The organism is Roseibium denhamense (assembly GCF_009711415.1).
GTDB classification, from domain to species: Bacteria; Pseudomonadota; Alphaproteobacteria; order Rhizobiales; family Stappiaceae; genus Roseibium; species Roseibium denhamense.
The window spans coordinates 226935-249522 of record NZ_SMLZ01000114.1 but is presented as its reverse complement, the minus strand read 5'-3'; the positions used below and the strand labels follow the sequence as shown (position 1 = coordinate 249522).

The 22588-nt window shown below is 57.8% G+C and carries 23 protein-coding genes; 13 read left to right on the top strand and 10 right to left on the bottom strand.

The features are described 5' to 3' along the window. Positions 1-369 precede the first annotated feature (369 nt). Complete coding sequence (locus tag E1180_RS18725; protein ID WP_155193544.1) at positions 370-582, top strand: hypothetical protein; 213 nt, start codon at positions 370-372, stop codon at positions 580-582. A 48-nt stretch (positions 583-630) separates the two neighbouring features. On the opposite strand, the gene tlpA is transcribed toward E1180_RS18725, so the two are convergent. Continuing rightward, positions 631-1278, bottom strand: coding sequence for a thiol:disulfide interchange protein TlpA (tlpA, locus tag E1180_RS18720; protein ID WP_155193542.1), 648 nt, complete (start codon positions 1276-1278; stop codon positions 631-633). Between the two features lie 41 nt (positions 1279-1319). On the opposite strand from tlpA, the gene argH reads away from it, so the two are divergent. The 4 genes from argH (at position 1320) to E1180_RS18700 (ending at position 7042) form a co-directional block, all read left to right on the top strand. After that, the gene (gene argH, locus E1180_RS18715; protein WP_155193540.1) at positions 1320-2708 is read left to right on the top strand and encodes an argininosuccinate lyase; all 1389 of its coding nucleotides are present in this window, start codon (positions 1320-1322) and stop codon (positions 2706-2708) included. A gap of 67 nt (positions 2709-2775) precedes the next feature. After that, positions 2776-3009, top strand: coding sequence for a lipoprotein (locus E1180_RS18710; protein ID WP_208997242.1), 234 nt, complete (start codon positions 2776-2778; stop codon positions 3007-3009). Between the two features lie 50 nt (positions 3010-3059). Beyond that, complete coding sequence (gene lysA, locus E1180_RS18705; RefSeq protein ID WP_283404580.1) at positions 3060-4334, top strand: diaminopimelate decarboxylase; 1275 nt, start codon at positions 3060-3062, stop codon at positions 4332-4334. A gap of 137 nt (positions 4335-4471) precedes the next feature. Next, positions 4472-7042, top strand: a complete 2571-nt coding sequence (locus E1180_RS18700; protein WP_208997241.1) for a TIGR02302 family protein — start codon at positions 4472-4474, stop codon at positions 7040-7042. 74 nt (positions 7043-7116) lie between these two features. Here E1180_RS18700 and E1180_RS18695 read toward each other — a convergent pair whose 3' ends face one another. Genes E1180_RS18695 through E1180_RS18685 form a run of 3 tightly spaced genes read right to left on the bottom strand, consistent with a single transcriptional unit; the run spans position 7117 to position 9016 of the window. Continuing rightward, positions 7117-7512 (bottom strand): response regulator, encoded by a 396-nt coding sequence (locus E1180_RS18695; protein WP_155193538.1) that lies wholly within the window; start codon positions 7510-7512, stop codon positions 7117-7119. Between the two features lie 2 nt (positions 7513-7514). After that, the gene (gene hpt / locus E1180_RS18690) at positions 7515-8078 is read right to left on the bottom strand and encodes a hypoxanthine phosphoribosyltransferase (protein ID WP_155193536.1); all 564 of its coding nucleotides are present in this window, start codon (positions 8076-8078) and stop codon (positions 7515-7517) included. Between the two features lie 2 nt (positions 8079-8080). Beyond that, positions 8081-9016: an MJ0042-type zinc finger domain-containing protein gene (locus tag E1180_RS18685; protein ID WP_155193534.1), complete on the bottom strand. Its 936-nt coding sequence runs from the start codon at positions 9014-9016 to the stop codon at positions 8081-8083. A gap of 193 nt (positions 9017-9209) precedes the next feature. On the opposite strand from E1180_RS18685, the gene ftsE reads away from it, so the two are divergent. From ftsE to E1180_RS18665, 4 genes are all read left to right on the top strand, one after another. Beyond that, positions 9210-9869: a cell division ATP-binding protein FtsE gene (ftsE, locus tag E1180_RS18680; RefSeq protein ID WP_283404579.1), complete on the top strand. Its 660-nt coding sequence runs from the start codon at positions 9210-9212 to the stop codon at positions 9867-9869. Between the two features lie 8 nt (positions 9870-9877). After that, complete coding sequence (locus E1180_RS18675) at positions 9878-10918, top strand: cell division protein FtsX (RefSeq protein ID WP_155193532.1); 1041 nt, start codon at positions 9878-9880, stop codon at positions 10916-10918. A 52-nt stretch (positions 10919-10970) separates the two neighbouring features. Beyond that, positions 10971-11690, top strand: coding sequence for a YdcF family protein (locus E1180_RS18670; protein ID WP_155193529.1), 720 nt, complete (start codon positions 10971-10973; stop codon positions 11688-11690). Positions 11691-11754: 64 nt separating this feature from the next. After that, on the top strand, positions 11755-12534 hold the full coding sequence (locus tag E1180_RS18665; RefSeq protein WP_155193527.1) for a lysophospholipid acyltransferase family protein: 780 nt from the start codon (positions 11755-11757) through the stop codon (positions 12532-12534). 15 nt (positions 12535-12549) lie between these two features. Here the strand turns inward: E1180_RS18665 and E1180_RS18660 are convergent, their stop codons facing one another. Continuing rightward, positions 12550-13071: a gamma-glutamylcyclotransferase gene (locus tag E1180_RS18660; protein ID WP_155193525.1), complete on the bottom strand. Its 522-nt coding sequence runs from the start codon at positions 13069-13071 to the stop codon at positions 12550-12552. A 99-nt stretch (positions 13072-13170) separates the two neighbouring features. On the opposite strand from E1180_RS18660, the gene E1180_RS18655 reads away from it, so the two are divergent. Further along, the gene (locus E1180_RS18655; protein ID WP_155193523.1) at positions 13171-14244 is read left to right on the top strand and encodes a DUF2125 domain-containing protein; all 1074 of its coding nucleotides are present in this window, start codon (positions 13171-13173) and stop codon (positions 14242-14244) included. Between the two features lie 56 nt (positions 14245-14300). Here the strand turns inward: E1180_RS18655 and E1180_RS18650 are convergent, their stop codons facing one another. Next, on the bottom strand, positions 14301-14762 hold the full coding sequence (locus E1180_RS18650) for a GNAT family N-acetyltransferase (protein WP_155193521.1): 462 nt from the start codon (positions 14760-14762) through the stop codon (positions 14301-14303). A 391-nt stretch (positions 14763-15153) separates the two neighbouring features. On the opposite strand from E1180_RS18650, the gene E1180_RS18645 reads away from it, so the two are divergent. From E1180_RS18645 to E1180_RS18635, 3 genes are all read left to right on the top strand, one after another. Next, complete coding sequence (locus E1180_RS18645) at positions 15154-15366, top strand: hypothetical protein (protein ID WP_155193519.1); 213 nt, start codon at positions 15154-15156, stop codon at positions 15364-15366. A 139-nt stretch (positions 15367-15505) separates the two neighbouring features. After that, positions 15506-16390, top strand: coding sequence for an HpcH/HpaI aldolase/citrate lyase family protein (locus E1180_RS18640; protein ID WP_155193517.1), 885 nt, complete (start codon positions 15506-15508; stop codon positions 16388-16390). 121 nt (positions 16391-16511) lie between these two features. Continuing rightward, entirely contained in the window at positions 16512-16715 is a 204-nt protein-coding gene (locus E1180_RS18635; protein WP_155193514.1) for a DUF1737 domain-containing protein, read from the top strand. Between the two features lie 4 nt (positions 16716-16719). On the opposite strand, the gene E1180_RS18630 is transcribed toward E1180_RS18635, so the two are convergent. From E1180_RS18630 to E1180_RS18615, 4 genes are all read right to left on the bottom strand, one after another. Beyond that, positions 16720-17715 carry an ATP-grasp domain-containing protein gene (locus E1180_RS18630; protein WP_155193512.1) on the bottom strand — a complete coding sequence of 332 codons (996 nt, stop codon included), beginning with the start codon at positions 17713-17715 and terminating at the stop codon, positions 16720-16722. Further along, positions 17712-18365, bottom strand: coding sequence for an outer-membrane lipoprotein carrier protein LolA (locus E1180_RS18625; protein ID WP_155193510.1), 654 nt, complete (start codon positions 18363-18365; stop codon positions 17712-17714). The genes E1180_RS18630 and E1180_RS18625 overlap by 4 nt, the downstream gene beginning before the upstream one ends. 80 nt (positions 18366-18445) lie before the next feature. After that, a complete protein-coding gene (locus E1180_RS18620) occupies positions 18446-21229 on the bottom strand; it encodes an FtsK/SpoIIIE family DNA translocase (protein ID WP_155193509.1) in 2784 nt (927 codons plus the stop codon). Beyond that, positions 21226-22449 (bottom strand): aminotransferase class I/II-fold pyridoxal phosphate-dependent enzyme, encoded by a 1224-nt coding sequence (locus tag E1180_RS18615; RefSeq protein WP_155193508.1) that lies wholly within the window; start codon positions 22447-22449, stop codon positions 21226-21228. Before E1180_RS18615 ends, E1180_RS18620 begins: the two co-directional genes overlap by 4 nt. Positions 22450-22588 lie beyond the last annotated feature (139 nt).

Sequence of the window (22588 nt, the reverse complement as noted above, 5' to 3'; positions counted from 1 at the left end):
TTCCTCGGTTCTTTACCTTTAAAACGGCAGATATGATGCAAAATACGGTTCGGTATATTTGATGTCCGAGTAGCCGCCTGTGGTGAGATCCTAGCGATATCTCATCCGGCATGGCTTGCCGGGCCGCATCGGTCCACATGTGCAATGAGTGTGGAGAGCGAGGCGGGAAGTATGCCGGTGGTCTGGTTCTGCCGCTTGCGCGCAGCAGAGACTGGCCGGAAAGAAAAAATCTCGTGCTTGAGCTTCGGCGGAGGGCACGGCGTTGAAACAAAATCGCGCACTAAAGCGCTTTGCGGAAGATAGGCCGCCTCACCGGCCGAAATTCCGTTTAACAGGTCGCCCCATCACCACGCCAAAGGAGTACCGAATATGGCGAGTGTATCAGACAGCACATCTTCACAAGCCGCTTACAGCGCAGCCAATGTGCGCAGTGAACTGGCTACGAATGCTGTTCGGGATCAAAACGAACAGGAACGGCAGGTTGCTGAACGTTTGGAAGAATCAGAAGCGACTGACCAGCAGGACCGCCGCGATCAGCGCCAAATTCCTGGTCTCGGAGAGGCCGTGGACATCACGGTTTAACGGACGGGGTGCGGGGACCTCAACCAAAGTACCCCCGCTCCTGACAGCCTAAAGAACAGAATCAATGAGTGCTTTCGCCTCGTGGGATGCCCATTCCGCGGGGCCATACATCGTTCCAATCTCACACCCTTCAGGGCTTATGAGTATGGTCGTCGGCAGGCCGGTAGCCCTTGCGACCCGCTGCAGATCCTTGAGCAGCCCGTTTGAGCTGTCCTGGAAGAACGCCAGAGTGTCGACGTTAATCTCGTCCAGGAAATCCTTCGGCTTTGCGGGGCCGCCGCGATCTAGGCTAACGGCCACGACCTCGAACTGGTCGCCTCCCATGTCCTGTTGCAGCTGATCCAGAGCGGGCATTTCCTTCCGGCAAGGCGCGCACCAGGTGGCCCAGAGGTTCAAGAGCACCGTCTTGTCCTTGAAGTCGGCCATTGTGACGGTTTCGCCCTTGTCATTCTTGAACGTCAGATGCGTCAAATCCAGTGGTGCACTCGCAGGCAGGAATGCGGCGACTTCACCTGTTGCAAATGGCTTGGCTTTTCCAGCCGATTGCAACGCGGCAGGACAGCTTTGAGCCGTTGTTATGTTGCCATCAGGTCCAGCGATCACGTATAGAGCCGCCAGAGCGGCCAATGCGCCTGCGATCCCTGCGGCAACTATGTTGCGTTTGGATCGGGATACGGGTTCTTCTGGCTTCGTCATTCGTTCACACCCCGTTCGGGGCGCCTTCTAAGGGACAGGATATGAGCAATCGTATGTGGGGAGGCCGGTTTGCCGAGGGACCGGACGCCATCATGGAGGAAATCAATGCCTCCATCGACTACGACAAGAAGCTATATAAGCAAGACATTGATGGCTCGAAAGCCCATGTACGTATGCTCGCGGAAAAGGACATCGTGACGCGGGACGATGCCGATAAGATCGTTCAAGGTCTAGACACAATCCTGTCAGAAATCGAAAGCGGCGAATTCAAGTTTTCCCGGGCCCTGGAAGATATTCATATGAATGTTGAGGCCCGGCTTGCAGAGCTTATCGGCCCGGCAGCCGGACGATTGCATACAGCCCGCTCGCGCAATGATCAGGTTGCCACGGATTTCCGGCTTTGGGTCCGCGATACACTGGACACGCTGGACGATCAGCTGACGGAGCTCATGCAGGTTCTGGCTGCAAAGGCGGAAGACCATGCATCGGTTGTGATGCCGGGCTTTACCCATCTTCAGTCCGCGCAACCGGTCACTTTTGGGCACCATCTCCTGGCTTACGTGGAAATGTTTGCAAGGGACCGCGGGCGGGTCCGCGATGCCCGCAAACGCATGAACGAATGTCCACTCGGCGCAGCAGCGCTTGCCGGAACGTCCTTTCCGATCGACCGCAAGATGACCGCCGAGGCCCTCGGCTTTGAACGTCCAACGGCGAATTCTCTCGATGCCGTGTCCGACCGGGATTTTGTGATTGAGGCTCTTGCCGCCGCATCCTTGACGGCAATGCACCTGTCCCGGCTTGCTGAGGAAATCGTGATCTGGTGCTCTGCCCAGTTCGGTTTCGTCAAATTGTCGGATAAATTTTCAACCGGCTCTTCCATAATGCCGCAGAAGAAAAATCCTGATGCTGCCGAGCTGGTGCGTGCCAAGCCGGGCCGTATCTATGGATCCTTGCAGGCTCTGTTGACCATGATGAAGGGGCTGCCGCTCGCCTATTCCAAGGATATGCAGGAAGACAAGGAACAGGCTTTTGACGGTCTTGCCAGCATATCGCTCGCGCTCGCTGCCATGACAGGAATGATGCGTGATCTGGAGCCAAACACCAAGGCTATGAAGAAAGCCGCTGGTTCGGGCTATTCAACGGCAACGGATTTGGCTGATTGGCTTGTGCGCGTGTTGGGCCTGCCCTTCCGCGATGCGCACCATGTGACCGGCAAAATCGTGGCTTTGGCCGTCGCGCAAGGCATCGAGCTTCACAAGGTCAACTTGACAGCCATGCAAGAGGTCGAGCCACGCATTACGAATGAAGTGTTTTCGGTCCTGTCAGTCGACAAGTCGGTCCGAAGCCGGACCAGTTACGGTGGCACCTCTCCAGTCAATGTCCGGAAACAGGCGCGGCGCTGGCTGAAAGAGCTTTCCAAAAACGCCTGAACCAATCTTCTTCCTGCATGAGCGGGCTTGCTCAAACCGGCCGCTCATGCGAGGAGAAGAAAATCGCATGACCAAACTCCTGAAAAGGGCGACCATGGCAACGACATCCCGGATGAAGGCACTTGTTCTGCTTAGTGTTTGTCTCGGCCTAGCTCTTGGCGGATGCGGGCGCAAGGGTGGTTTGGACACGCCTGGGACAGCCCAGCCTGCCGCAGAAGGGCCTGTCGATCCGGCCGTCGCGCCGAGTCAGCCGCCGCCGCAGGATGATCGCAGCTTTCCTCTCGATTTCCTGATCAAGTAGAAGACTTGCGCGTATAACAATCAGACCATCGACGACGGATAGGGTGTCCTGTGCATCATTTTGATTACAAAAATGGCCGGCTGTTTGCCGAAGGCGTGGCGATTGAGGACATCGCGCGTGAGGTCGGGACCCCCTTCTACATCTATTCGACCGCAACACTGACCCGCCATTACCAGGTGTTTTCATCGGCGTTCAGCGATATTCCTTCGCTGGTCTGTTATGCGATGAAAGCGAATTCCAATCAGGCTGTATTGACCCTTCTGGCGCAGTTTGGCGCGGGCATGGATGTCGTGTCGGAAGGCGAGCTGCGCCGGGCACGGGCAGCGGGCGTCCCGCCGGAAAAGATCGTCTTCTCCGGGGTCGGCAAGACCGAAGCCGAGCAAGCTTATGCGCTGGGCGAGGACATTCTGTGCTTTAACGTTGAGTCTGAGCCTGAGTTGCACCAGCTTTCCCGCGTCGCATCGCAGATGGGAAAGACTGCCCGGGTATCGATGCGCATCAACCCGGACGTTGATGCCAAGACCCATGCGAAAATTGCCACCGGAAAAGCTGAAAACAAGTTTGGTATTCCGTGGCAACGCGCCAAGGCCGTTTATGCGGATGCCGCTACCTTGCCCGGGATCAAGGTGACCGGGATCGACATGCATATCGGGTCACAGATCACGGAACTGGAGCCGTTTGACAATGCATTTGCACGTCTTGGCGGTCTGATCGCGGACTTGCGCGCCGAGGGGCACACAATCGAGCATGTCGATCTTGGCGGCGGGCTTGGTATTCCCTATGTCACGGACAACAATCCGCCGCCCTTGCCGGACGCCTACGCGGCCGTTGTCAAAAAGCATGTCAGCGAACTCGGCTGTACCGTCATGTTTGAACCCGGCCGCATGATCGCAGGCAATGCCGGGCTCCTGGTGACCAAAGTCATTTATGTCAAAGAGGGCGATGCAAAGAACTTCGTGATTGTCGATGGGGCCATGAATGATCTCATCCGTCCGACCCTCTATGAAGCGTTTCACGAAATCCGCCCAGTCCAAGAGCCGGATGAACACGCACCGCGAATCAAGGCCGATGTCGTCGGTCCGGTCTGTGAGACAGGGGACTTCCTCGCGCAGGACAGGGATCTGGCGTCCGTAAAGGCAGGAGACCTGATGGCTGTCTATTCTGCCGGGGCCTATGGTGCGGTCCAGGCCAGCACCTACAACTCGCGGCTTTTGGTCCCGGAAGTGCTGGTAAATCAGGATCAATTCGCCGTGGTCCGGGCGCGGCCGACCTACGAAGACCTGCTGTCGCTCGACCAGATTCCCGAGTGGCTCAACCGTTCGTGACAAGGTGATCATTTAATTAGTTGTTCCGACAGGTTGCCGTATGGGCCGGTTTGCCTCACCTTATAGTGAGGACTTGAAGTCTTGCGGCCGGCTGTGAGGTTACATGCGCCGGTGCGAAGCGGATCCGGAGGTGCTTGTTGAGCCCGAACGACAACATGAAGCCTGAAAAACCGTCTCTTCCCCAAGAAGTCAGCTGGCGTGCGTTGATCGCTGTCCGGCTGGACCGTCTGGCCAGACAAAGCCGCCTTGCTCTTTTCATCGAGCGCCTTTGGCGGGCACTCCTTCCAATAATTGTTGTCGCGGGACTGTTTGCGGGTCTTTCACTCACCGGCCTGTGGCTGGCCCTGCCCGTTTGGGCTGGTCCGATCGGTGTGGTCGTGTTCTTGGCCGCGCTCATCTGGGCAGGACGCGGTTTGTTGGACCTGTCCTGGCCGTCCCGGCACGAAGCCTTGGACAGGATCGAAGCTGGTTCGGGTTACCGGCACCAGCCGTTGTCTACCCTCGATGACGAACTGTCCATTGGGCAGTCGGACCCCTCCAGTCAGGCAATGTGGGCCCTCCACCAACGCCGGATGGCGGAAACGGTGGCGCGTGCGAAATCCAAGGCACCCGATCCGAAAGCCTACCGGCGGGATCCCTGGGCCTTCCGGGTTGTTGCTGCGGGATTGCTTCTGATCGGCATTGCGGCATCTGGTGGCAATTATGGCGACCGGCTGGCATCAGCCTTCCGGAACCCTTTCCAGCCGGTCGATGTCCCAACGCGCCTTGATGCGTGGGTTACCCCGCCGATCTACACGGATGAGCCCCCAATCTATTTGACCGGCGAAAGCGCTCAACTCAGGGATCCGGCTGACCCGATCTCCGTCCCGGAAGGGTCCGTCCTTGTGGTGCGCAGTCAGGGGGCTCCGGACCTTCAGATGACTTTTGCCGTTGCGGAAGAAGGCGAACCGGAGCTTGTGGCGCCTGTGGAAACAGAGGGCGATGTCTCTCCGGAAGCCGCACGCCTGTTACCGGTAGAACGCCGGTTTACGCTGACCACGACTGGCATCGTCGAGCTGCAGAACGGCAATGAACCGATGCAGAGCTATGTCTTTGCCGTTCGTCCCGACAATGCGCCCGAAATCCGGTTGACCGATGATCCCGAGGCTCAGCTCAGTGGTGCTTTGAAATTCTCTTATCTCGTGAACGATGATTACGGTGTTGTGTCCGCCGAGGCGCAAGTGTCCCAGGTGCCTGACACCAACCGGGCCGGCCACGTACCGGAGCCCTTGATCGAGGCACCGCGGTTTCCGCTGTCGCTGCCGCCGCGGGCCGGAACCGCAAAAACCGGCGAGACCATTCGCGATCTCACCTCTCATCCCTGGGCGGGGTCCGATGTAACTCTGACCTTGATTGCCCGCGATCAGGCGGATCAGGAAGGCGTTTCGCCAGCCTATGACATTACGCTGCCCCAGCGCCGTTTTGCCAAGCCTCTGGCCCGCTCCATCGTGGAGCAACGGCGCATATTGGCCATGGACGCCTTGTCGCATTCTCAGGTCATCACAGCTTTTGACGCGCTAATGCTTGCCCCTGAAATGTTCGATTACAAACCACGGGACTATCTCGGCATGCGGTTTGTCTACGGCCATTTGGTTCGGGCGGAAACGCATGAGGATCTGAAAACGCTTCTCCCGCTTCTGTGGGACCTCGCCCTGTCGATTGAAGATGGAGATCTGTCCGCGGCAGAAAGAAAGCTCCGGGAAGCTCAGGAGGCCCTTCGCAAAGCGTTAGAAGAAGGGGCAAGCGACGAAGAAATCGCGGAACTGACGCAGCAGCTGCGCGAGGCCTTGAACGAGTATATGCAGGCGCTTGCCGAACAAATGCGCCAGAACCCCCAAGCCATGCAGCCATTTGACGGCAACCAGCAATCGTTGAACCAGCAGGATTTGAGCGAAATGCTGGACCGGATTGAAGAGCTGGCGCGAACCGGTTCGCGGGACGCGGCCCGGGAGCTGTTGGCGCAGATGCAGCAGATGCTGGAGAACCTGCAAGCCGGGCGGCCGCAGATGATGCCCAATGGCATGAATAGCGAAATGATGGAGATGCTCAACCAGCTTGGTGAGATGATCCAACGGCAGCAGCAGCTGATGGATGAAACCCATCGCTTCAACCAGGATCAGCAGCAAGGCGGCCAGCAACAACAACAGCAGCAACAGCAAGGCCCAGGCCAGCAAATGACCCAGGAGCAGCTGGAGCAGATGCTTCAACAGCTTCAACAAGGCCAGGGTAACCTCGCACAACAGCTTCAGGAGTTGATGGATCAGCTTGGCCAGAACGGTATGGGCGAGAACGAAGCCCTCGGCGAAGCTGGTGAATCCATGGGCCAGGCGGAAGGATCCCTTGGCGAGGGCCAGGGACAGCAGGCCCTAGGACAGCAAGGTGATGCGCTTGACGCCCTCCGCCGGGGTGCGCAGGGGCTGACGGAACAAATGATGGGTCAAGGTGAAGGTCCGGGCGCGCCGAGCGGCATGTCCCAGATGGACGAGGATCCGCTTGGCCGTCCGAGGCGCACTGAAGGGCCGGATTTCAACAACCGTGTGCAGATACCGGATGAGATCGACGTCCAGCGGGCACGCAGAATTCTGGAAGAGTTACGGCGCCGGTTCTCGGATCCGTCGCGCCCGCAACTGGAACTCGACTATCTGGAACGCCTCTTGAAGCGCTATTGAAACAAAAGGCTTCCGCCTACAAAAGAACCCCGCATCAAGCGGGGTTTTTTATTTATGGGGAACGCTGAGTTGTTTCAGGCGTAGCGGCGGCTGTCCTGAGGCTGGATGCCCGAAATCGCGTCCTTGACGGCCTTTCGGATATCGGCCAACGAGAATGGCTTTGTGATGACATCATGCACCAGGTTCTCCAGCCCATTTGCCCGTTCGCGCTGGTCCGCAAAACCCGTCATCAGCAGGATTGGCATTTCCGGGTGGTCGCGGGCTGTATGAAGGGCCAATGCTATCCCGTCCATAATCGGCATCTTGATGTCGGATAGAAGAAGATCGTAGTTGCCTTGTTCACGGCGGAGCGCTTCAACGGCTTCGCCGCCGTCTTCAGCCGAATCGACCGAATGGCCGTCCAGCTCAAGCGCCCGCTTTACGAAGCCGCGCACGGCTTCATCATCTTCCGTAAGAAGAATACGAGCCATTCTTACCCTCCCGTTTTGCCGTCCGTTCCACCGGTATCATCCGGAGCTACGTACCCAATGAAGGGCAACTGCCGCCACGCGTGCCCCATGTCCATACCATATCCGACGACAAACTTATCAGGACAGGCAAACCCCACATAATCCGCAGATATGGCAGCTTTGCGGCGCTCTGGTTTGTCCAGCAATGCAGCAATGCGAACGGATCGCGCGCCTCTACTCGTTAGACGCTCCTTTGCGAAAGCAAGGGTGCGTCCGGATTCAAGGATATCATCGACCAATATTATGTCTCGGCCGTTAACGTCACTTTCGACATCGCGTAAAATGCGAATGTTGTCGGAGCCTTCGGTCCCTGCGCCATAGGATGACAGATGCATGAACTCCATTTCCGGCTGCAGCTCTGCCCTGTGCATCGCGCGTACGAGATCGGCAGCGAAGATGAAGCTGCCTTTCAAAACCGCAACGACCAGAAGGTTTTCTGGCTTTGCTTCGGCAATCTCGCGTGCAAGAGCGTTCACCCTCCGAGAAATCGCGTCTTCGTCGAAAAGGGTGTGAATGTTTGGATTCATGATCACTCTAAAACTACTTGGCGTTGGTTGCGGTCGATGAACCGCACCTGAAGGTCGGAGGCCGCACCGGGTGGATCGGCCAATATGGTACGGAACCTGGTTTCGTCAAAAGCGTTGAGCGTTCTGGTGCGCGGTTCGACCGTCCAGGCATACACTTCCTGCATATCGGCGCTGCGCACCGACAGCCGAACCGCAGGTACAGTGTTTTGCGTATCTAGCAAATTGCGGATTGATCCTTCAACGACCAATACACGTTTTCCTTCTTCAACTTCCGTGAATGTCCGCAGGTTCCGGAACTCCAAGCCCCGCAGGTTCACGTCCATACCGATCATTTGGAAGAGGCTTGCAAGATCCGGTGACTGCTTGACGAGATCATTGCGCATGAAAATGAGAAGAGCGCAGAGCGCGACGGCTGTCCCGAACAGCACCACGCCGCCGATCCGGCGGAAGTTCCGCCGGAAGATCCAATTCAGGACTGCGCCGATATGGTTGCGCCGGAACTTATCCGGGTTCACAGTGATCTTGGGCCGCTTCGCCAGGGTCTCGATATCGGCTTTGGATGGATCTTTCGGCTTTTCATCTTCCGCTAGATCGGATGCGAACTTACCCGTATCTACATCCGAGTTGGCTGGCGGTGGCTTGAAGTCTCCGATCTCTTCCTCGGCGCTGGCTTCGCTGGCGCTGTCTGGATCGTCACGCGAATCATCTTCAGAATCGGCTGCCCAATCGGCTTCGTCTTTTTCGGTATCCTCTTTTGGAGACGATGCGGGGGCGTCATCCACATCTTTACCGGCGGCCAGGGACGCTTCTTTTTCCGGCTTGGGTGAGACGAACCAGCGGTTTCCGCATTTGGCGCATTTTACACTCCGGCCTTCCGGGCCAAGAGCTTCCGCTTTGATCTCGTAAGATGTTCCGCAATCCGGACATTTGATCTTCATCGCCGAAGACCCCTCGCCATAGCTAGCTTATGAAGTGGCACTGTAACCGATAGGCTCGCAAAACGGCACGGAATATCGGACAAGGGCCCATATTTCCGAGGATGGGCTTCTCTGTCCCTACTGGACATTTATATGATTAATGCAGCGTTAACGGCCAGCCTATAGCGTCCCGGGCATCAAAAGGAGCAACGGTGTGATCCGATTTGAAAATGTGGGGCTGCGATATGGAATGGGTCCGGAGATCCTCCAGGATCTGACGTTTCAGATTGAACCGCAGTCCTTTCAGTTTCTGACCGGCCCGTCAGGTGCTGGCAAAACAAGCCTCATCAGGCTGCTGTTCATGTCCCTGCGGCCAACACGCGGTCTGATTAAGGTTTTTGACCGGGACCTCAGTGTTATTGGAAAACAAGAGTTACCGAAGTTGAGGCGTAAAATCGGTGTTGTGTTTCAGGACTTCCGCCTGCTCGACCATTTAACGACCTACGAGAATGTTGCCCTTCCTCTGCGCGTTGCCGGAAAGGATGAGGCCGACTACCGGTCTGATGTTGTCGATCTTTTGAAGTGGGTTGGGCTTGGGGATCGGATGCATGTCCTGCCCCCGGTTCTGTCCGGTGGTGAAAAGCAGCGCGCAGCCATCGCGCGCGCGCTCATTACCCGGCCCGAAATCCTGCTTGCCGATGAACCGACCGGCAACGTGGACCCGCCGCTCGCCCGCCGCCTGTTGCGTCTGTTTATCGAATTGAACAAACTTGGCACCTCGGTGATCATTGCCACGCACGACATCGCGTTGCTCGAACAGGTCGACGCGCGCCGCATGGTGCTGGCCGATGGCCGCCTTTCCATATTTGACTAGGCTCATTCATGGCGAAGTCCGAGACAAAAAAACAAAGAAACTCCGGAACTTCAAAAGTCCGCCCGCCTAAGCGCGGTGATCGTGCGTCCGGTGCCAAGCGGAAAATTCCCGCCGCCCAAAAAGCCAAGGCCCCATTGCCGGACGACAAGTTGCGGCCCGCTGCCGCAATCGTTCCGCCGCAATCGGTTGCCGGCCGGTCGTTGACCCTGGTTGTTGCAATCATGAGCTTTCTGGCGTGTCTGACGGTTGGCGCGGTTTCCGTTGTCTGGGACGCGGCTGACGCTTGGCAAAACGATTTGGTTCGGGAGGTCACGATCCAGATCCGGCCGACGGAAGGGGTCAACATGCTCCTTGAGATCGACAAGGCCGTTGCTCTGGCCCAGGAGTTTCCGGGGATCGGATCGGTGCGGGCGTTGTCGGATGCGGAAACCAAAGCCTTGCTGCAGCCCTGGCTCGGGGACGGTCTGCAATTGGACGGATTACCGGTTCCCCGCCTGATCCAAATCACGATTTCCGATCCCGAGCAGTTGAACCTGTCCCAGCTGCGGACACAGGTGACGCAGGAGATCTCGGGAGCGAGCCTGGATGATCATTCGGTCTGGACGTCGCGGTTGTCGGCCATGGCCGGCGCGGTTGTGCTGGGTGGCTTCGGCCTGCTCGTTCTTGTCCTTGGCTCCATGGTGCTCAGCGTTGTGTTTGCAACGCAAGCGGCCATGGCCGGTAACAAGGATGTGGTCTCGGTGCTGCATTTTGTTGGCGCGGAAGACACGTTTATCGCACGTGAGTTCCAAAGGCACTTTCTGGTTCTTGGCCTGAAGGGCGGCGTCGCCGGTGGGTTCACTGCGGGCCTTTCTTTCCTCGTCCTGGATATGTTGACCCGTCAGGGCTCCGGCCAGGCGGGGGCCGACCAAGTGTCGTCGATGTTCGGGACGGTATCGGTCAGCCTGCCCGGTTACTTTGGCGTGGTCGGTGTCATTTTCCTTGTTGCGATCCTGACTGCCCTAACGTCAGGACTTGCGGTCAAGGCGCATCTTGCCAAGGTTGATTGATTTTTCTCGCCAATGCCGCGAAATTGGCCGAATCACCTATCATGGTTTTCCAATGACGAATGCAGACACGGCAATTGAACAGGGGTTGGAGGCTGGCCGCACTTTACCGCCAGAAAGCTCCTCCAATGTGTCTGCTGGAACCGTTCCAAACGGCCCGTCATTCGCACCCAAAGCAAAACGCCGTTTTGGCCTGCGTGTTGCCCTTATTGCCGGCCTTACGGCATTAGCTGCCGGATCTGCGGTCGAATTCACAAGATTTGCTCAGTCGGTGGCCGGGACAGCGGCGCCTTCCGAAGCGACTGCGGATGCGATCGTTGTCTTGACAGGAGGCCAAGCGCGGGTCGCGCAAGGTGTCCGCCTGATGGAGCAGGGGCATGGGTCGCGGCTGCTGATTTCAGGCGTTCATCCTGGAACGACCCGCAAACAGCTGGCTGTCGTTACCGAATCCGATATGCCGCTTGAAGAAACAACGGTCGACCTCGACCGGACAGCTTTGAACACCGCTGGAAATGCAACCGAAACGGCGGCCTGGGTCAAAAAGAATGGCTTTAAGTCGTTGCTGGTCGTCACAAGCGCCTATCATATGCCGCGGGCAACCGCCGAGCTGTCAATCGCTCTGCCCGATGTTGATCTTATTGGCTATCCCGTCATTACCGAGCATCTTCAATTAAAGAACTGGTACCGCGAACCTGCGACCTTCCGCCTTCTCATGCGTGAATATGTGAAGTATATCGTCGCTCGACTGCGGATCGCCATCCAGGGCCTCGGCTGAACAGCCTGTCCGGCCTTGTAGGGCACCATCCGCCCGACCTTTCGTTCGAAGTCTGCAAGGTGCCATGCTTTTTCTCCGGTCGACCGTTTTTCAGGTCCTGTTCTATTCGGTAACGCTCATTCAGATGCTTCTCTTTTCGCCAGCAATGCTGCTGCCGCGGAAATGGGGCTGGTGGATCGTACCCGTCTGGTCGAAGACACTGCTCGGCTTGATGCGCCTCATAGTGGGTCTGAAGGTCGAGATCCGGGGACGGGAAAACTTGCCGGCCGGTGGCTTCATTGCCGCAATGAAACATCAATCGGCATGGGAAACGGTAACGCTGATCCCGCTGTTTTCATCGCCGACATTCATCTTGAAGCGGGAGCTCCGCTGGATCCCCATTTTTGGCTGGTATACGGCCAAGTACAAGCAGATACCGATCAATCGTGGAAAACGGTCGGAAGCGCTCGCGGCGATGATTGAGGCCGCGAAAGAGGCAATCGCAGAGAAACGCCAGATCATGATCTTTCCCGAGGGCACCCGGCGGCCTGCGGGCGCCGAGCCGAAATACAAGTTTGGGATCGCCCACTTGTACCGGGACTTGAAATGCCCTGTGGTTCCGATTGCCCACAATGCCGGCCTTTACTGGCCAAGATCCTCATGGCTGGTCTATCCGGGCACGGTCATTGTCGAGATCATGCCACCGATTGAACCCGGCCTGGCGCCCGATGTGTTCCATGAACAGATGGTGGATGCGATCGAAACTGCCAGCAATGCGCTGATCGAAGAGGCGCGTAGCGCTGAGCGTCCCTCACCCGTCTTGGCCGAGATCGATGAGGGACGGGTACCTTCGGCCAGCTCTTGAACGGGAATGACCGCCTCAGCTGTTCCTCAGGCGGTCCGCCAGCCACGCAAGACCGGTGTCGGTTATCCCCATTTCCTCAAGGTGCGCGGCTGTGTTGATGACATATTCCGGGTTTTTTCCGGACTTTCCAACGGCGCCTGAGACGATCTGCAATTGCTCTTCAAGCGGCAGCGCGCCTGCATATTGGGGATGCGCGTGATCGACCATGTAAACGAGTGACTGGACCTTCTCACCGCTGTCGAGTTCGATCCCGTGCCAATGCTCCTTATAGACCATTGTGGTCTGTTCCCGCGCCCGCAGATAAGAGAGAGTCTCGGGCCATGAGTGTTCCGGGACCTGATAAGCCATGCCGCGGCATGCCCCGCCATTGTCGAGCCCGAAGACTAGCCCTGGGCGTTCCTGAGTGCCGCGATGAACCCAGGAGTAAACACACAAAGCCCGGTGAGCCCCCCTTAAAATGGCTGGTTCGGACCGAATATGCTCAAAACCGGGGTTCCACATCAAGGACCCGTAGCCAAACACCCAAAAATCGCTCATATCGTCGTGTCTCACTGCGTCAAAGTGCCGGGATAGCAAGCCGGGCTTGCGGTTGCAACGTAAGGCGCATGACATGCCAGTAGATGGAGATACCCGCACGTGACGACAGCTTCACCCCTTCCCCCAAAACCCTCCAGACGGCGGTACATCCTTCTGATGGCGGCCATCGCCCTGGTCATAGCCGGATGGTCCGGCGCCTGGATGTACGGGCGCTCGGTCTTGAATGGTCAGATCGAGGCTGGAGTATCGGATATTTCGCGGGTCGGTTTGGACGTTGATTGCCGTGATTTGCAAATCGGAGGATATCCCTTCCGATATGAGGTGCGCTGCGCATCATTGAGTGTACAGGGAGCCTCCCGCAATCAGGTGCTCGTGAACGGTGTCCAGGCTGTTGCTCTTGTCTATAATCCCTGGCATGTGATCCTTGAAGGTGCAGACGGCCGGTTTGTCGAGACGTCGGCTGCAGGCAGGGCTGAAGTCGCGTGGCAGAGCCTGCGTTCCAGTGTCACCTATTCTTCCGAGGATCTCGGCAATCTGGACATTGTCGTGGACCAGCCCGAGATCCGCGCCGAGAGTGTTGCCGGACTTGTCCGCGGGATTGCCGAAAAAGCGGAACTGCATCTCCGCGAAACGCCCAACCGGGCCGGCGGACTTGAAGTTTTCCTGTCGCTTGATGGCATAGAGCCGGAGATCCGGTTGGCGGGTTTCACCGCTCCTCCGGCGGCTGAGCCGATGGAAGCATTTCATGCGCGCGTTCATATCCGCCTGCAGGATGGAAAATCGCTTTTCAATGGAGCAGCTTTGCCGGTCCTGGTGCAAATGAACGGAGGCGAGTTACCGGTCGGGCTGGTCTTTTCGGAATTGACGCTCGGCGAAGGCCGCCTGCGCGCGAATGGTGATTTTCTGTTGGCGGGTGACGGCACGCTTTCCGGAAACGGCGCTTTCTTCCTGAAGGATGCGGGCGAGGCGCTGAAAGCCATCAAGCCCTTCATTCCCGATACCAACAATACGTACACCACTGTTGAAACGCTTCTGACAAGTCTCAAGCCAAATGCTGAAGACGAAGCGGGCGATCCGGTGGTGGAGCTGCCCTTCACCATCGATCAGGGCGTTGTCAGGATAGGGTTTGTTCAATTGGGCCGGATCCCGCCGCTGTTTCTGGCGGGACTCTGAGGCGTTATGTCAAGCAGATCAAGGGCATCGGGCGTTTGTTTGAAACGCCCAAGGTACTAATCTCCGGCAATCCGGTCGATCGGAATAATGTAACTCTTGCGGTGATCGGGTTCTGCGATTTTTTCATAAAGCGCGACGGCAGGTGTATTCTTGCCCGGCACGATCCAGCGCAGATGCAGCCAGCCGCGGCTTTGGCCTTCAATGACCAGTCTGTCGATCATCTTGCGGCCTAGGCCCTGATTGCGGAAATCGGGATGAACATAAATGTCATCCAGTTGGCCGATCCGAAGTCCTGTAATCAATTCTGGCAGGTCGAAAAACACGGCAAAGGCGACCAGGTGCTCGCCGTTAAACGCGCCAATAACCTCAGCGGTTTTATCGCCCAAAATCCGTTCGGCATAATACTCATCCGGGCGCCTGGGAGCGCCGCGCTTAAGGGCCTGTGCGTTTTCAGCAATGAGCGGTGCGAGCTGATGGGCATCATCCAGCCCGAGGGCCCTGATTTCCGTTGTTGTCATGAGATCTCCGGAAAATGACGGATCATGGAAAGATCAACACATTTTGCGCAAACCCGGCTGGCTTTCAAGGAGCTGAATCAAATTCTCCGGCCGTCTTACCGTGAACCCGCTTACGTCATGTTCTGGGGCGTGTCCTTGGATTTGAGGCAGAGGCGCTCCTGAATGCCACAGCTGAGTGCCTTCGATTTCGATCCGTTGGCTTTCAGGGCCACCACTCACTGTGCCGCCATTACGGCTGTTGCCGTGATCGCTGCCACAGACATGATTTTCAAACAGAGCTTGGCGCGGGGAAAACACCTGCCGAAACGAAAGAAGTGTGACGTAGATTACCGGCCTTTTCCGCAAATTTGTGCAAAATCTTAAACATCGAAACGCAGTTGCGGAGCGGACAATGGAAATCTTGGCGAACACCTCCGGCGAAATTCTCACCCTGGCGATTGCCGGTGCGGTCTATCTGGTTTCCGCCTTCTCCTTCCTGGCCCTGTTCTTCCGGCGGATTAGGAAGACGACCGAGATGAAGCGGTATTTCCGTAAGGATATGGGCAGCAAGACCATCCTGCGGCTGTCGGCTTTTGACGTTTCAGGAGCAGACAGGGTGTTTTAGAGCTGGCTGTTTGGGTCCGGCCGTTTGCGCTGTTACTCAACCGCTTCTTCAGACCGGATTACCCCTTCGGCGAATTCCCACCGCCAGATCGATCCACTAGGTTACGGGAACTTTCTTCCGTGTTTCCAGGGATCGCCAAATGTCATCTTCGTTTCGTCCGCGCCGCTCCGCGCTCTACATGCCAGGATCCAATCAGCGCGCACTGGAAAAAGCCAAAACACTGGATGTGGATTGCGTTCTTCTGGATCTGGAAGACGCGGTGGCGCCCGATTCAAAAACTGTGGCCCGCGACCAGGTCGCTGCGGCGGTTTCAGCCGGCGGTTTTGGCAGCCGGGAAGTGGTCATTCGGGTAAACGGACCTGCAACGCCATGGGGCGAAGAAGACCTCAAAGCGGCAGTCCAGGCCAATCCGGACGCGATCCTTGTGCCCAAAGTGAATACGCCAGCGGATTTGCAGGCCATCGCGCACAAACTGTCGGTTTATGGTGCTTCCAACGATTTGAAGCTTTGGGCGATGATGGAAACGCCCGAAGCCATGCTCAATGCGGCAGCAATCGGGGCCTGCGGACGGGACCCGGAAGTTCGCCTCAGTTGTTTTGTGATGGGCACAAACGACCTTGCAAAAGAAACCCGCGCGCGGCTGACTCCCGGACGGGCGGCCATGTTGCCTTGGCTGATGACCTGTGTTGCAGCTGCACGGGCCGGCGGGATTGATATTCTGGACGGGGTCTTCAATGCATTTCAGGATGAGGAAGGGTTCGCCGCGGAATGCGCGCAGGGCGTTGACATGGGCATGGACGGCAAGACCTTGATCCATCCGAAACAAATCGCCCCCTGTCACGGCGCCTTCAGCCCGACGGAAGAGGAAGTTGCCTGGGCGCGCAAGATCAACGCGGAGTTCGATTTGCCGGAAAACCGGTCCAAAGGCGCGATTCAGGTGGACGGAAAGATGGTAGAACGGCTACATGCCGACATGGGCAAGCGGGTGATTGCCATTGCCGACGCAATTGCCGCCCGTTCTTGAAATCACGAGAGCATCGGGCGTTTGTCGCAAACGCCCAGAAATGCTTGATCACTTCACAATCGGTCAGCTTCGGGCGGTAGATGGGTTCCGGTTTATCGCTCCCTGACCCAGAAAGACACGCATGAAACTCTATCGCTTCATCACCAATGTCGACAGCAGCGAATTCTGCCACCGGGTCACGGAAGCTCTCAACAAGGGGTGGGAACTCAGCGGGTCCCCGTCACTTACCTATGATGCCACCAAAGGCGAGACGATTTGCGGACAGGCTGTAACCAAAGAAGTCGACGGCGAGTACTCCCGCGATCTTAAATTGGGCGATTTCTGATTATTCAGCTTGCAAACAGAGCGGAAAACAGACGCTTGTAGACTGCGTCGACCAGTTCGGCTGCACCGGGGCCTTGTTTATGCAACTTGGCAAACCCCGGTGCGGCATTGACCTCCAGGATGATTGCAGGATGTATCTCGGACCCGTGCGGAACAATGAGGTCTATCCCGGCGTAGCGTAGCCCCAGTGTCTGGGCGGCCTTGCGGGCGGCAACGGCCAGGCCCGGCGCCAGGTTTCCGTCGATAATCTCGGCAGATCCGCCAGAAGATAGATTGGCAACCGGCAGCAGCTGTACGATTCGGCCGGCCTCCGGCACAGCCTCCAGGGTCAGAGCCTGTTGAGACAGTGTGAAATCGATGCGGCCATCGGCGGCATTCACCTTCGGGTGCGCGTCAATGAGCTCGGCACAGGACCGTTCTCCGTCCCCGGTTACGCTGGCGGGCTGTCTTTCATAGGCGCAAAGCACCTCACCATCCAGAACAACCACGCGTATTTCGCGGCCCTGCAAGGCTTCCTGCACGATCAGCGCATCGTGGCCGGCCGCCAGAATATGGAGCGCGGATTCAAGGCCGTGAAATGTATCGGTCTTGAGAACACCGACGCCTTCCTTGCCTTCGTTCGGCTTCACGAAGATGGGGAATTCATGAGCGTCTGCAAAATCGAGGATATGGCTCGGCGGACGCTGACGATTCCGCAGTGACTTGCTCTCCACGAACAGTGTTTCTGGCACCGGAAGGCCTGCGGCCTTCAAGAAGGAAAGCGCATATGCCTTGTCCGCCGCAATTTCAGCAGCGCCCTGCGGGTTGATATCGAAACGGGTGCCCTTGAAAAGCCAGCGCTTTCCGTCCGGATGATCGACCGAACCCGCATGGCCATGCGGATCGGCCGCTGACAGTCGTAGCCCGTTTTCCCGGCAGTAGTCCGACAGAAGCCGGAATACCAGAGATTTTCCGGCTTCGCTTTGGCCCTTGCCGGCCGGTTCCTGTCCCGCCGCGGTCAATTGTTTCCTTGATGCTGGCGCGCGTTTGCCAGGTAGTCGATCTTGAAAAGATCCGGATTGGTCGGCCCGTTCGAGACGACATTATAGACCGCGACCGAGGTGTCGTAGCCCTGTTGATCCGTAACGGTCCATTGCTTCAGGGAGAAGTCTTCCGCATCGAAGATCAGCGTTAGAGTGCCGGAGTTGAAGCGGGTGTCATCGAAAATCGTGATCGTCACCAAGTCTTCCTCAACCAGCACATTGGTGACGTTGGTGTCTTTCTGAAGATCAATATTGTCGGACAGGAGAAACCGGAGCGGTGTTTGGCCGAGCGGCCAGATGTCCTGGGTGTTCAGCTTGCGGTCCCGCACGGAGACCGACTTGCCGTCGGCAACAATGTCGAGAACCGAAGGCTTGTTGTAGTAAAACCGCACCTTTCCAGGCCGTGCCATATAGAACTTGCCGTCTGATTGGCTTCCGTCCGGCCCGAATTGAATGAAATCGCCATGCATCGTCTTCACGGAATTGAAATAGGCATTCAGGTCCGTCAGCGTTTTTTGTTCCTTGGCGGTGAGCGCATGGGCGGGCAGCAGCAAGGCGGCCATAAGAGCGGCAGTCAGCACCGGCCGGATGAAGAAATCGGACAGGCGATGTGCGAGGCGTTTCAGCATGTTGCTATGTCCCAGTCATTTTTGCGTCGATTTTCATCAGGCTTAATCCCGGTGTGTGGCAAAGCTTTGGCACCGCCCGCTCAGAATTCTTCGTCATTGCCGTTTTGAACTAGAATTTCGCGTTTCCCTGCGTGGTTTGCCGCGCTGATTAGCCCTTCCTGTTCCATCCGTTCAATGAGCGATGCCGCCCGGTTGTAACCGATGGAGAGTCGGCGCTGGACATAGGAGGTGGACGCTTTCTTGTCGCGCAGGACGATTGCGACGGCCTTGTCATAAAGGTCGTTGCCCTCCTCACCGCCTGCAAGGCTGCCGCCGTCATATGGGCTTTCCCCGGCCTCGTCCTCTTCAGTGACAGCTTCCAGGTATTGAGGTGTGCCCTGAACCTTGAGGTGTTTCACAACGTCTTCGACTTCGTCGTCGGAAACGAAAGGCCCGTGCACGCGCTGGATCCGGCCGCCGCCGGCCATAAACAGCATGTCACCCATTCCAAGAAGCTGTTCTGCGCCCATTTCGCCAAGGATGGTGCGGCTGTCGATCTTTGAGGTGACCTGGAACGAAATCCGGGTCGGGAAGTTGGCCTTGATTGTTCCCGTAATAACATCGACTGAGGGGCGCTGCGTTGCCATGATCAAGTGAATGCCCGCGGCACGGGCCATCTGCGCCAGACGCTGGATGGCGCCCTCGATATCCTTGCCGGCGACCATCATCAGATCCGCCATCTCGTCAACGATGACGACGATGTATGGCATCTGCTCGAGCGGCAGCTGTTCTTCTTCGTAGATTGGCTCGCCGGTATCGCGGTCAAAACCGGTCTGCACCGTGCGGGTGAAATCCTCGCCCTTTTCAAGCGCCTGCTTGATCCGGGTGTTGTAACCGTCAATGTTGCGGACGCCCATCTTGGACATCTTTTTATACCGGTCTTCCATCTCCCGGACGGTCCATTTGAGCGCGACAACCGCCTTCTTCGGATCAGTGACGACCGGCGTCAGAAGATGTGGAATGCCGTCATAGATCGACAATTCTAGCATTTTCGGATCGATCATGATCATTTTGCACTGGTCTGGTGTGAGCCGGTAGAGCAGCGACAGGATCATGGTGTTGATGGCAACCGACTTACCAGATCCGGTTGTACCGGCGACAAGCAGGTGTGGCATGCGTGCAAGATCGGCAACGACACCTTCGCCATTGATCGTCTTACCGAGGCCAAGCGCCAGTTTCGACTTTGATTTCTCAAAATCCTGGGCGGCAAGCATTTCCCGCAGATAAACGGTTTCCCTGCGGGCGTTCGGCAGTTCGATACCAATCGCATTTTTGCCCGGAATAACCGCAACACGGGCGGAAATCGCGCTCATGGAGCGGGCAATATCATCTGCAAGGCCGATGACGCGCGAGGATTTTATGCCCGGAGCGGGCTCGAGTTCGTACAAGGTCACCACAGGTCCGGGCCGGACCTCGATGATTTCACCGCGGACACCGAAGTCTTCCAGGACGCCTTCCAGAATGCGGGCATTTTGCTCCAGCGCATCTTCGGACAGGCCGGGCACCTTGCCTGCCGCCTTCGGTTCGGCGAGCAGCCGCAAAGGCGGCATTTCATATTCTTCCGGGGCGCCGAGGAAAGATGGCTGAGCTTCTTCCATGGCCCGCTTGCTTTGTTTTGGCCTTGGGGCCTGGGGAATGACCCGGCCGGTTTGCGGGTTTGGTGCGGCTTGGCGGATGCTGTTTTGCGCGGGAGCCTCCGGTGCGGCAATGCCGACCGGAACGGCAATATCACCCGGCAGCGGCTGGCCCGACACCGGGCCCTTGTCGATTAGAAGCTCATCGGGCGAAAAGCTTTCGCCCTCGTCAAAATATGGATCGCTGTCATGGAGCTCGTCACCGTCGTAGTGGCCGTCTTCGGTGTCGCTGCGGCCATAAAACGCATCAAGACCATCATCGTCCTCGGGCATGAGACGACCGGCAAGGGCACGCCGGATGGCCTTGAGCGGTCCGGGCTTCTGCGTTTCCTCGGTCTCAAAGTCTTCCTCTTCCGGATCCCAGTCCTCGCCTTCGTCGGCAGGACGGCGCTTCAGACCTGCCGTGCGGCGGAAAAGGCCAGCCCCTTGAAGACGCCAATGGTCCAGCTGGCCCATCACCATGCTGGCAAAGATGCTTAGACGGGTCTCTCCATCTTCGTCGTCAAGGCCGAGATCTTCCTCAAGCGACCGGCCGTGGCCTTTTGCCTTTTGAGCAGGCGCTGCTTCCGGCTCAAGGCGCGGCTGGGGTTCGCCGGCCGACCCAAGCCAACCGGCCGAGGCTAGCAGACACAAGGTTGCCGGAAGGCCAAGGCCGAACGCCCCGATGATTGTGGCTGCGCCGCCGGTCATGTTGGCGGTCAAAAGACCTGGAATATGATGCACATAGTCCCCGACGAACCCGCCAAGCCCTGTCGGGAGCGGCCAGCTTCCGGGTATCGGCAGCGCGGCCAGGGCACCGGCGGCAAGGCCGGTTCCAGCGCTCCAATACAGAATGCGCTTGCGGCCGATGCGAAGCTCGTGGCCGGTGACAAGGCGCCAGCCCCACAGGACGACAGGTACCAGGAAAATGGCCGTGGCCAGACCGATGGTCTGCATCAGGATATCGGCCAAAATGGCGCCGGGTGTCCCCAGCGCGTTTCGCACCGGGCCGCCCGTAGCGTGGTTCAGGCTCGGATCATTGACCGACCAGGTTGCAAGTGCCGCCGCAAGCGCCGCGACAAGAGCGATCAGGCAAAGACCGGCCGCGCCTACAAGGTTCCGCCGTAAGAAGCGCTTGAGCGGGCTTTCAGTATCCAGAAGATCGACCGAAGCGCGCCGGCTGTTGGCGCGCACTGCGTTCGCGCGTCTCATGCGGTGTCTCCCAACCAGTTTGCCAATCTTTCAAGAGCCGTTTCCGTTTGTGCCAGCGGCGCGCACAGCCCCACTCGGATGTAGTTCCGGCCTGGATTGCTGCCATCGCGTTGATCGGATGCCAGAAATGCCCCCGGCAGGACCTTGAGGCCCGTATCGCGCCACAGTGCCTTGGTCACCGAAATGCCGTCGCCCCATCTGGATACATCCAGCCACAGAAAAAATCCGGCTTCGGGCGTGACTTTTCCCATGATCGGTCCGAGATGCCGCTCGGCTGCTTCGAACTTTTCGTTGTAGAGCCGCCGGTTCTCGATGACGTGTGCCTCGTCCTGATATGCCTTGACGGCAACGGCCTGCGCGGGCAGCGGCACCTGCGGTGCTGCCAGTCCCCGGAACTTTGCCCATTTTTGAAGAAACTCCGGGTCACCGGCCGCGAAACCGCAGCGCAGGCCCGCCAGATTCGACCTCTTGGAGAGCGAATTCAAAACGATAATGTTGGCAAAGCCGTCGTCTGTTTGCTGGGCGGCCTGCAGGATCCCGGGAGGCGGTGTGTCGCGGTAGATTTCCGAGTAACACTCATCGGCAAAAACATAAAACCGGTGTTTCCGGGCAAGGGTTATCAGCTTTTGCCAGTAATCAAGCCCTGCGACATATCCTTCCGGATTTGTCGGCGAGGCGACGTAAAATGCCACGGTCCGGTCGAGCAACTCAGGATCCAGGCTGTCGAGATCCGGCAGAAAGTTGTTTCCGGGAACGGCGTCCAGTAGCACTGCCTCGCAATCGGCGACATGGGCTGCGGCGGCATAGGTCTGATAAAACGGGTTCGGGAGAATCACGACCGGATGTTCGATGCCCTTGGCCAGCTGATCGCGCGCGGCAATGGCGCCAAAAGAAAGCCCTTCCCGTGAGCCGTTCAGCGGCAGTACGCCCCGTTCCGGATCGATGGCGCCCGCCAGGCCATACCGCTTGTCCAGCCATGCAGCGATTGCGGCTCGAAACTCCGGGCTGCCATTGATCGGCGGATACCGGCGGAAATCGTTCATGTTTTCGGCCAGAACACCAGCCGTGAAGTCAGGAATGGCATGCTGCGGTTCACCAATTGTCATGACAATTGGTTCTTTTCCCGGCTCTTCACCTGACAGAAGCTCTGCAAGGCGCTGGAACGGGTTGGAGCTCGGCAAGACGGCGCCGCGGATATAGTGAGGTGAGCTGACAGTCATCAAGGGTCCGGCAGTCGTTACGCATAACTTTGCCCAGACCCTATCTCCGCCTTGGTAAATCTCTTATTAACCAAGCGGGCAGGGCGGTGATTTTCCGCCCGTCATCCACAATGGCGCGAGCTAAAAGCGAAGGCATGGA

Coding starts and splice junctions, on each gene's coding strand:
- E1180_RS18725 (WP_155193544.1), top strand. CDS start 370: ATGGCGAGTGTATCAGACAGCACATCTTCACAAGCCGCTTACAGCGCA.
- tlpA (WP_155193542.1), bottom strand. CDS start 1,278: ATGACGAAGCCAGAAGAACCCGTATCCCGATCCAAACGCAACATAGTT.
- argH (WP_155193540.1), top strand. CDS start 1,320: ATGAGCAATCGTATGTGGGGAGGCCGGTTTGCCGAGGGACCGGACGCC.
- E1180_RS18710 (WP_208997242.1), top strand. CDS start 2,776: ATGACCAAACTCCTGAAAAGGGCGACCATGGCAACGACATCCCGGATG.
- E1180_RS18695 (WP_155193538.1), bottom strand. CDS start 7,512: ATGGCTCGTATTCTTCTTACGGAAGATGATGAAGCCGTGCGCGGCTTC.
- hpt (WP_155193536.1), bottom strand. CDS start 8,078: ATGAATCCAAACATTCACACCCTTTTCGACGAAGACGCGATTTCTCGG.
- E1180_RS18685 (WP_155193534.1), bottom strand. CDS start 9,016: ATGAAGATCAAATGTCCGGATTGCGGAACATCTTACGAGATCAAAGCG.
- E1180_RS18675 (WP_155193532.1), top strand. CDS start 9,878: ATGGCGAAGTCCGAGACAAAAAAACAAAGAAACTCCGGAACTTCAAAA.
- E1180_RS18670 (WP_155193529.1), top strand. CDS start 10,971: ATGACGAATGCAGACACGGCAATTGAACAGGGGTTGGAGGCTGGCCGC.
- E1180_RS18665 (WP_155193527.1), top strand. CDS start 11,755: ATGCTTTTTCTCCGGTCGACCGTTTTTCAGGTCCTGTTCTATTCGGTA.
- E1180_RS18660 (WP_155193525.1), bottom strand. CDS start 13,071: ATGAGCGATTTTTGGGTGTTTGGCTACGGGTCCTTGATGTGGAACCCC.
- E1180_RS18650 (WP_155193521.1), bottom strand. CDS start 14,762: ATGACAACAACGGAAATCAGGGCCCTCGGGCTGGATGATGCCCATCAG.
- E1180_RS18645 (WP_155193519.1), top strand. CDS start 15,154: ATGGAAATCTTGGCGAACACCTCCGGCGAAATTCTCACCCTGGCGATT.
- E1180_RS18640 (WP_155193517.1), top strand. CDS start 15,506: ATGTCATCTTCGTTTCGTCCGCGCCGCTCCGCGCTCTACATGCCAGGA.
- E1180_RS18635 (WP_155193514.1), top strand. CDS start 16,512: ATGAAACTCTATCGCTTCATCACCAATGTCGACAGCAGCGAATTCTGC.
- E1180_RS18625 (WP_155193510.1), bottom strand. CDS start 18,365: ATGCTGAAACGCCTCGCACATCGCCTGTCCGATTTCTTCATCCGGCCG.
- E1180_RS18620 (WP_155193509.1), bottom strand. CDS start 21,229: ATGAGACGCGCGAACGCAGTGCGCGCCAACAGCCGGCGCGCTTCGGTC.
- E1180_RS18615 (WP_155193508.1), bottom strand. CDS start 22,449: ATGACTGTCAGCTCACCTCACTATATCCGCGGCGCCGTCTTGCCGAGC.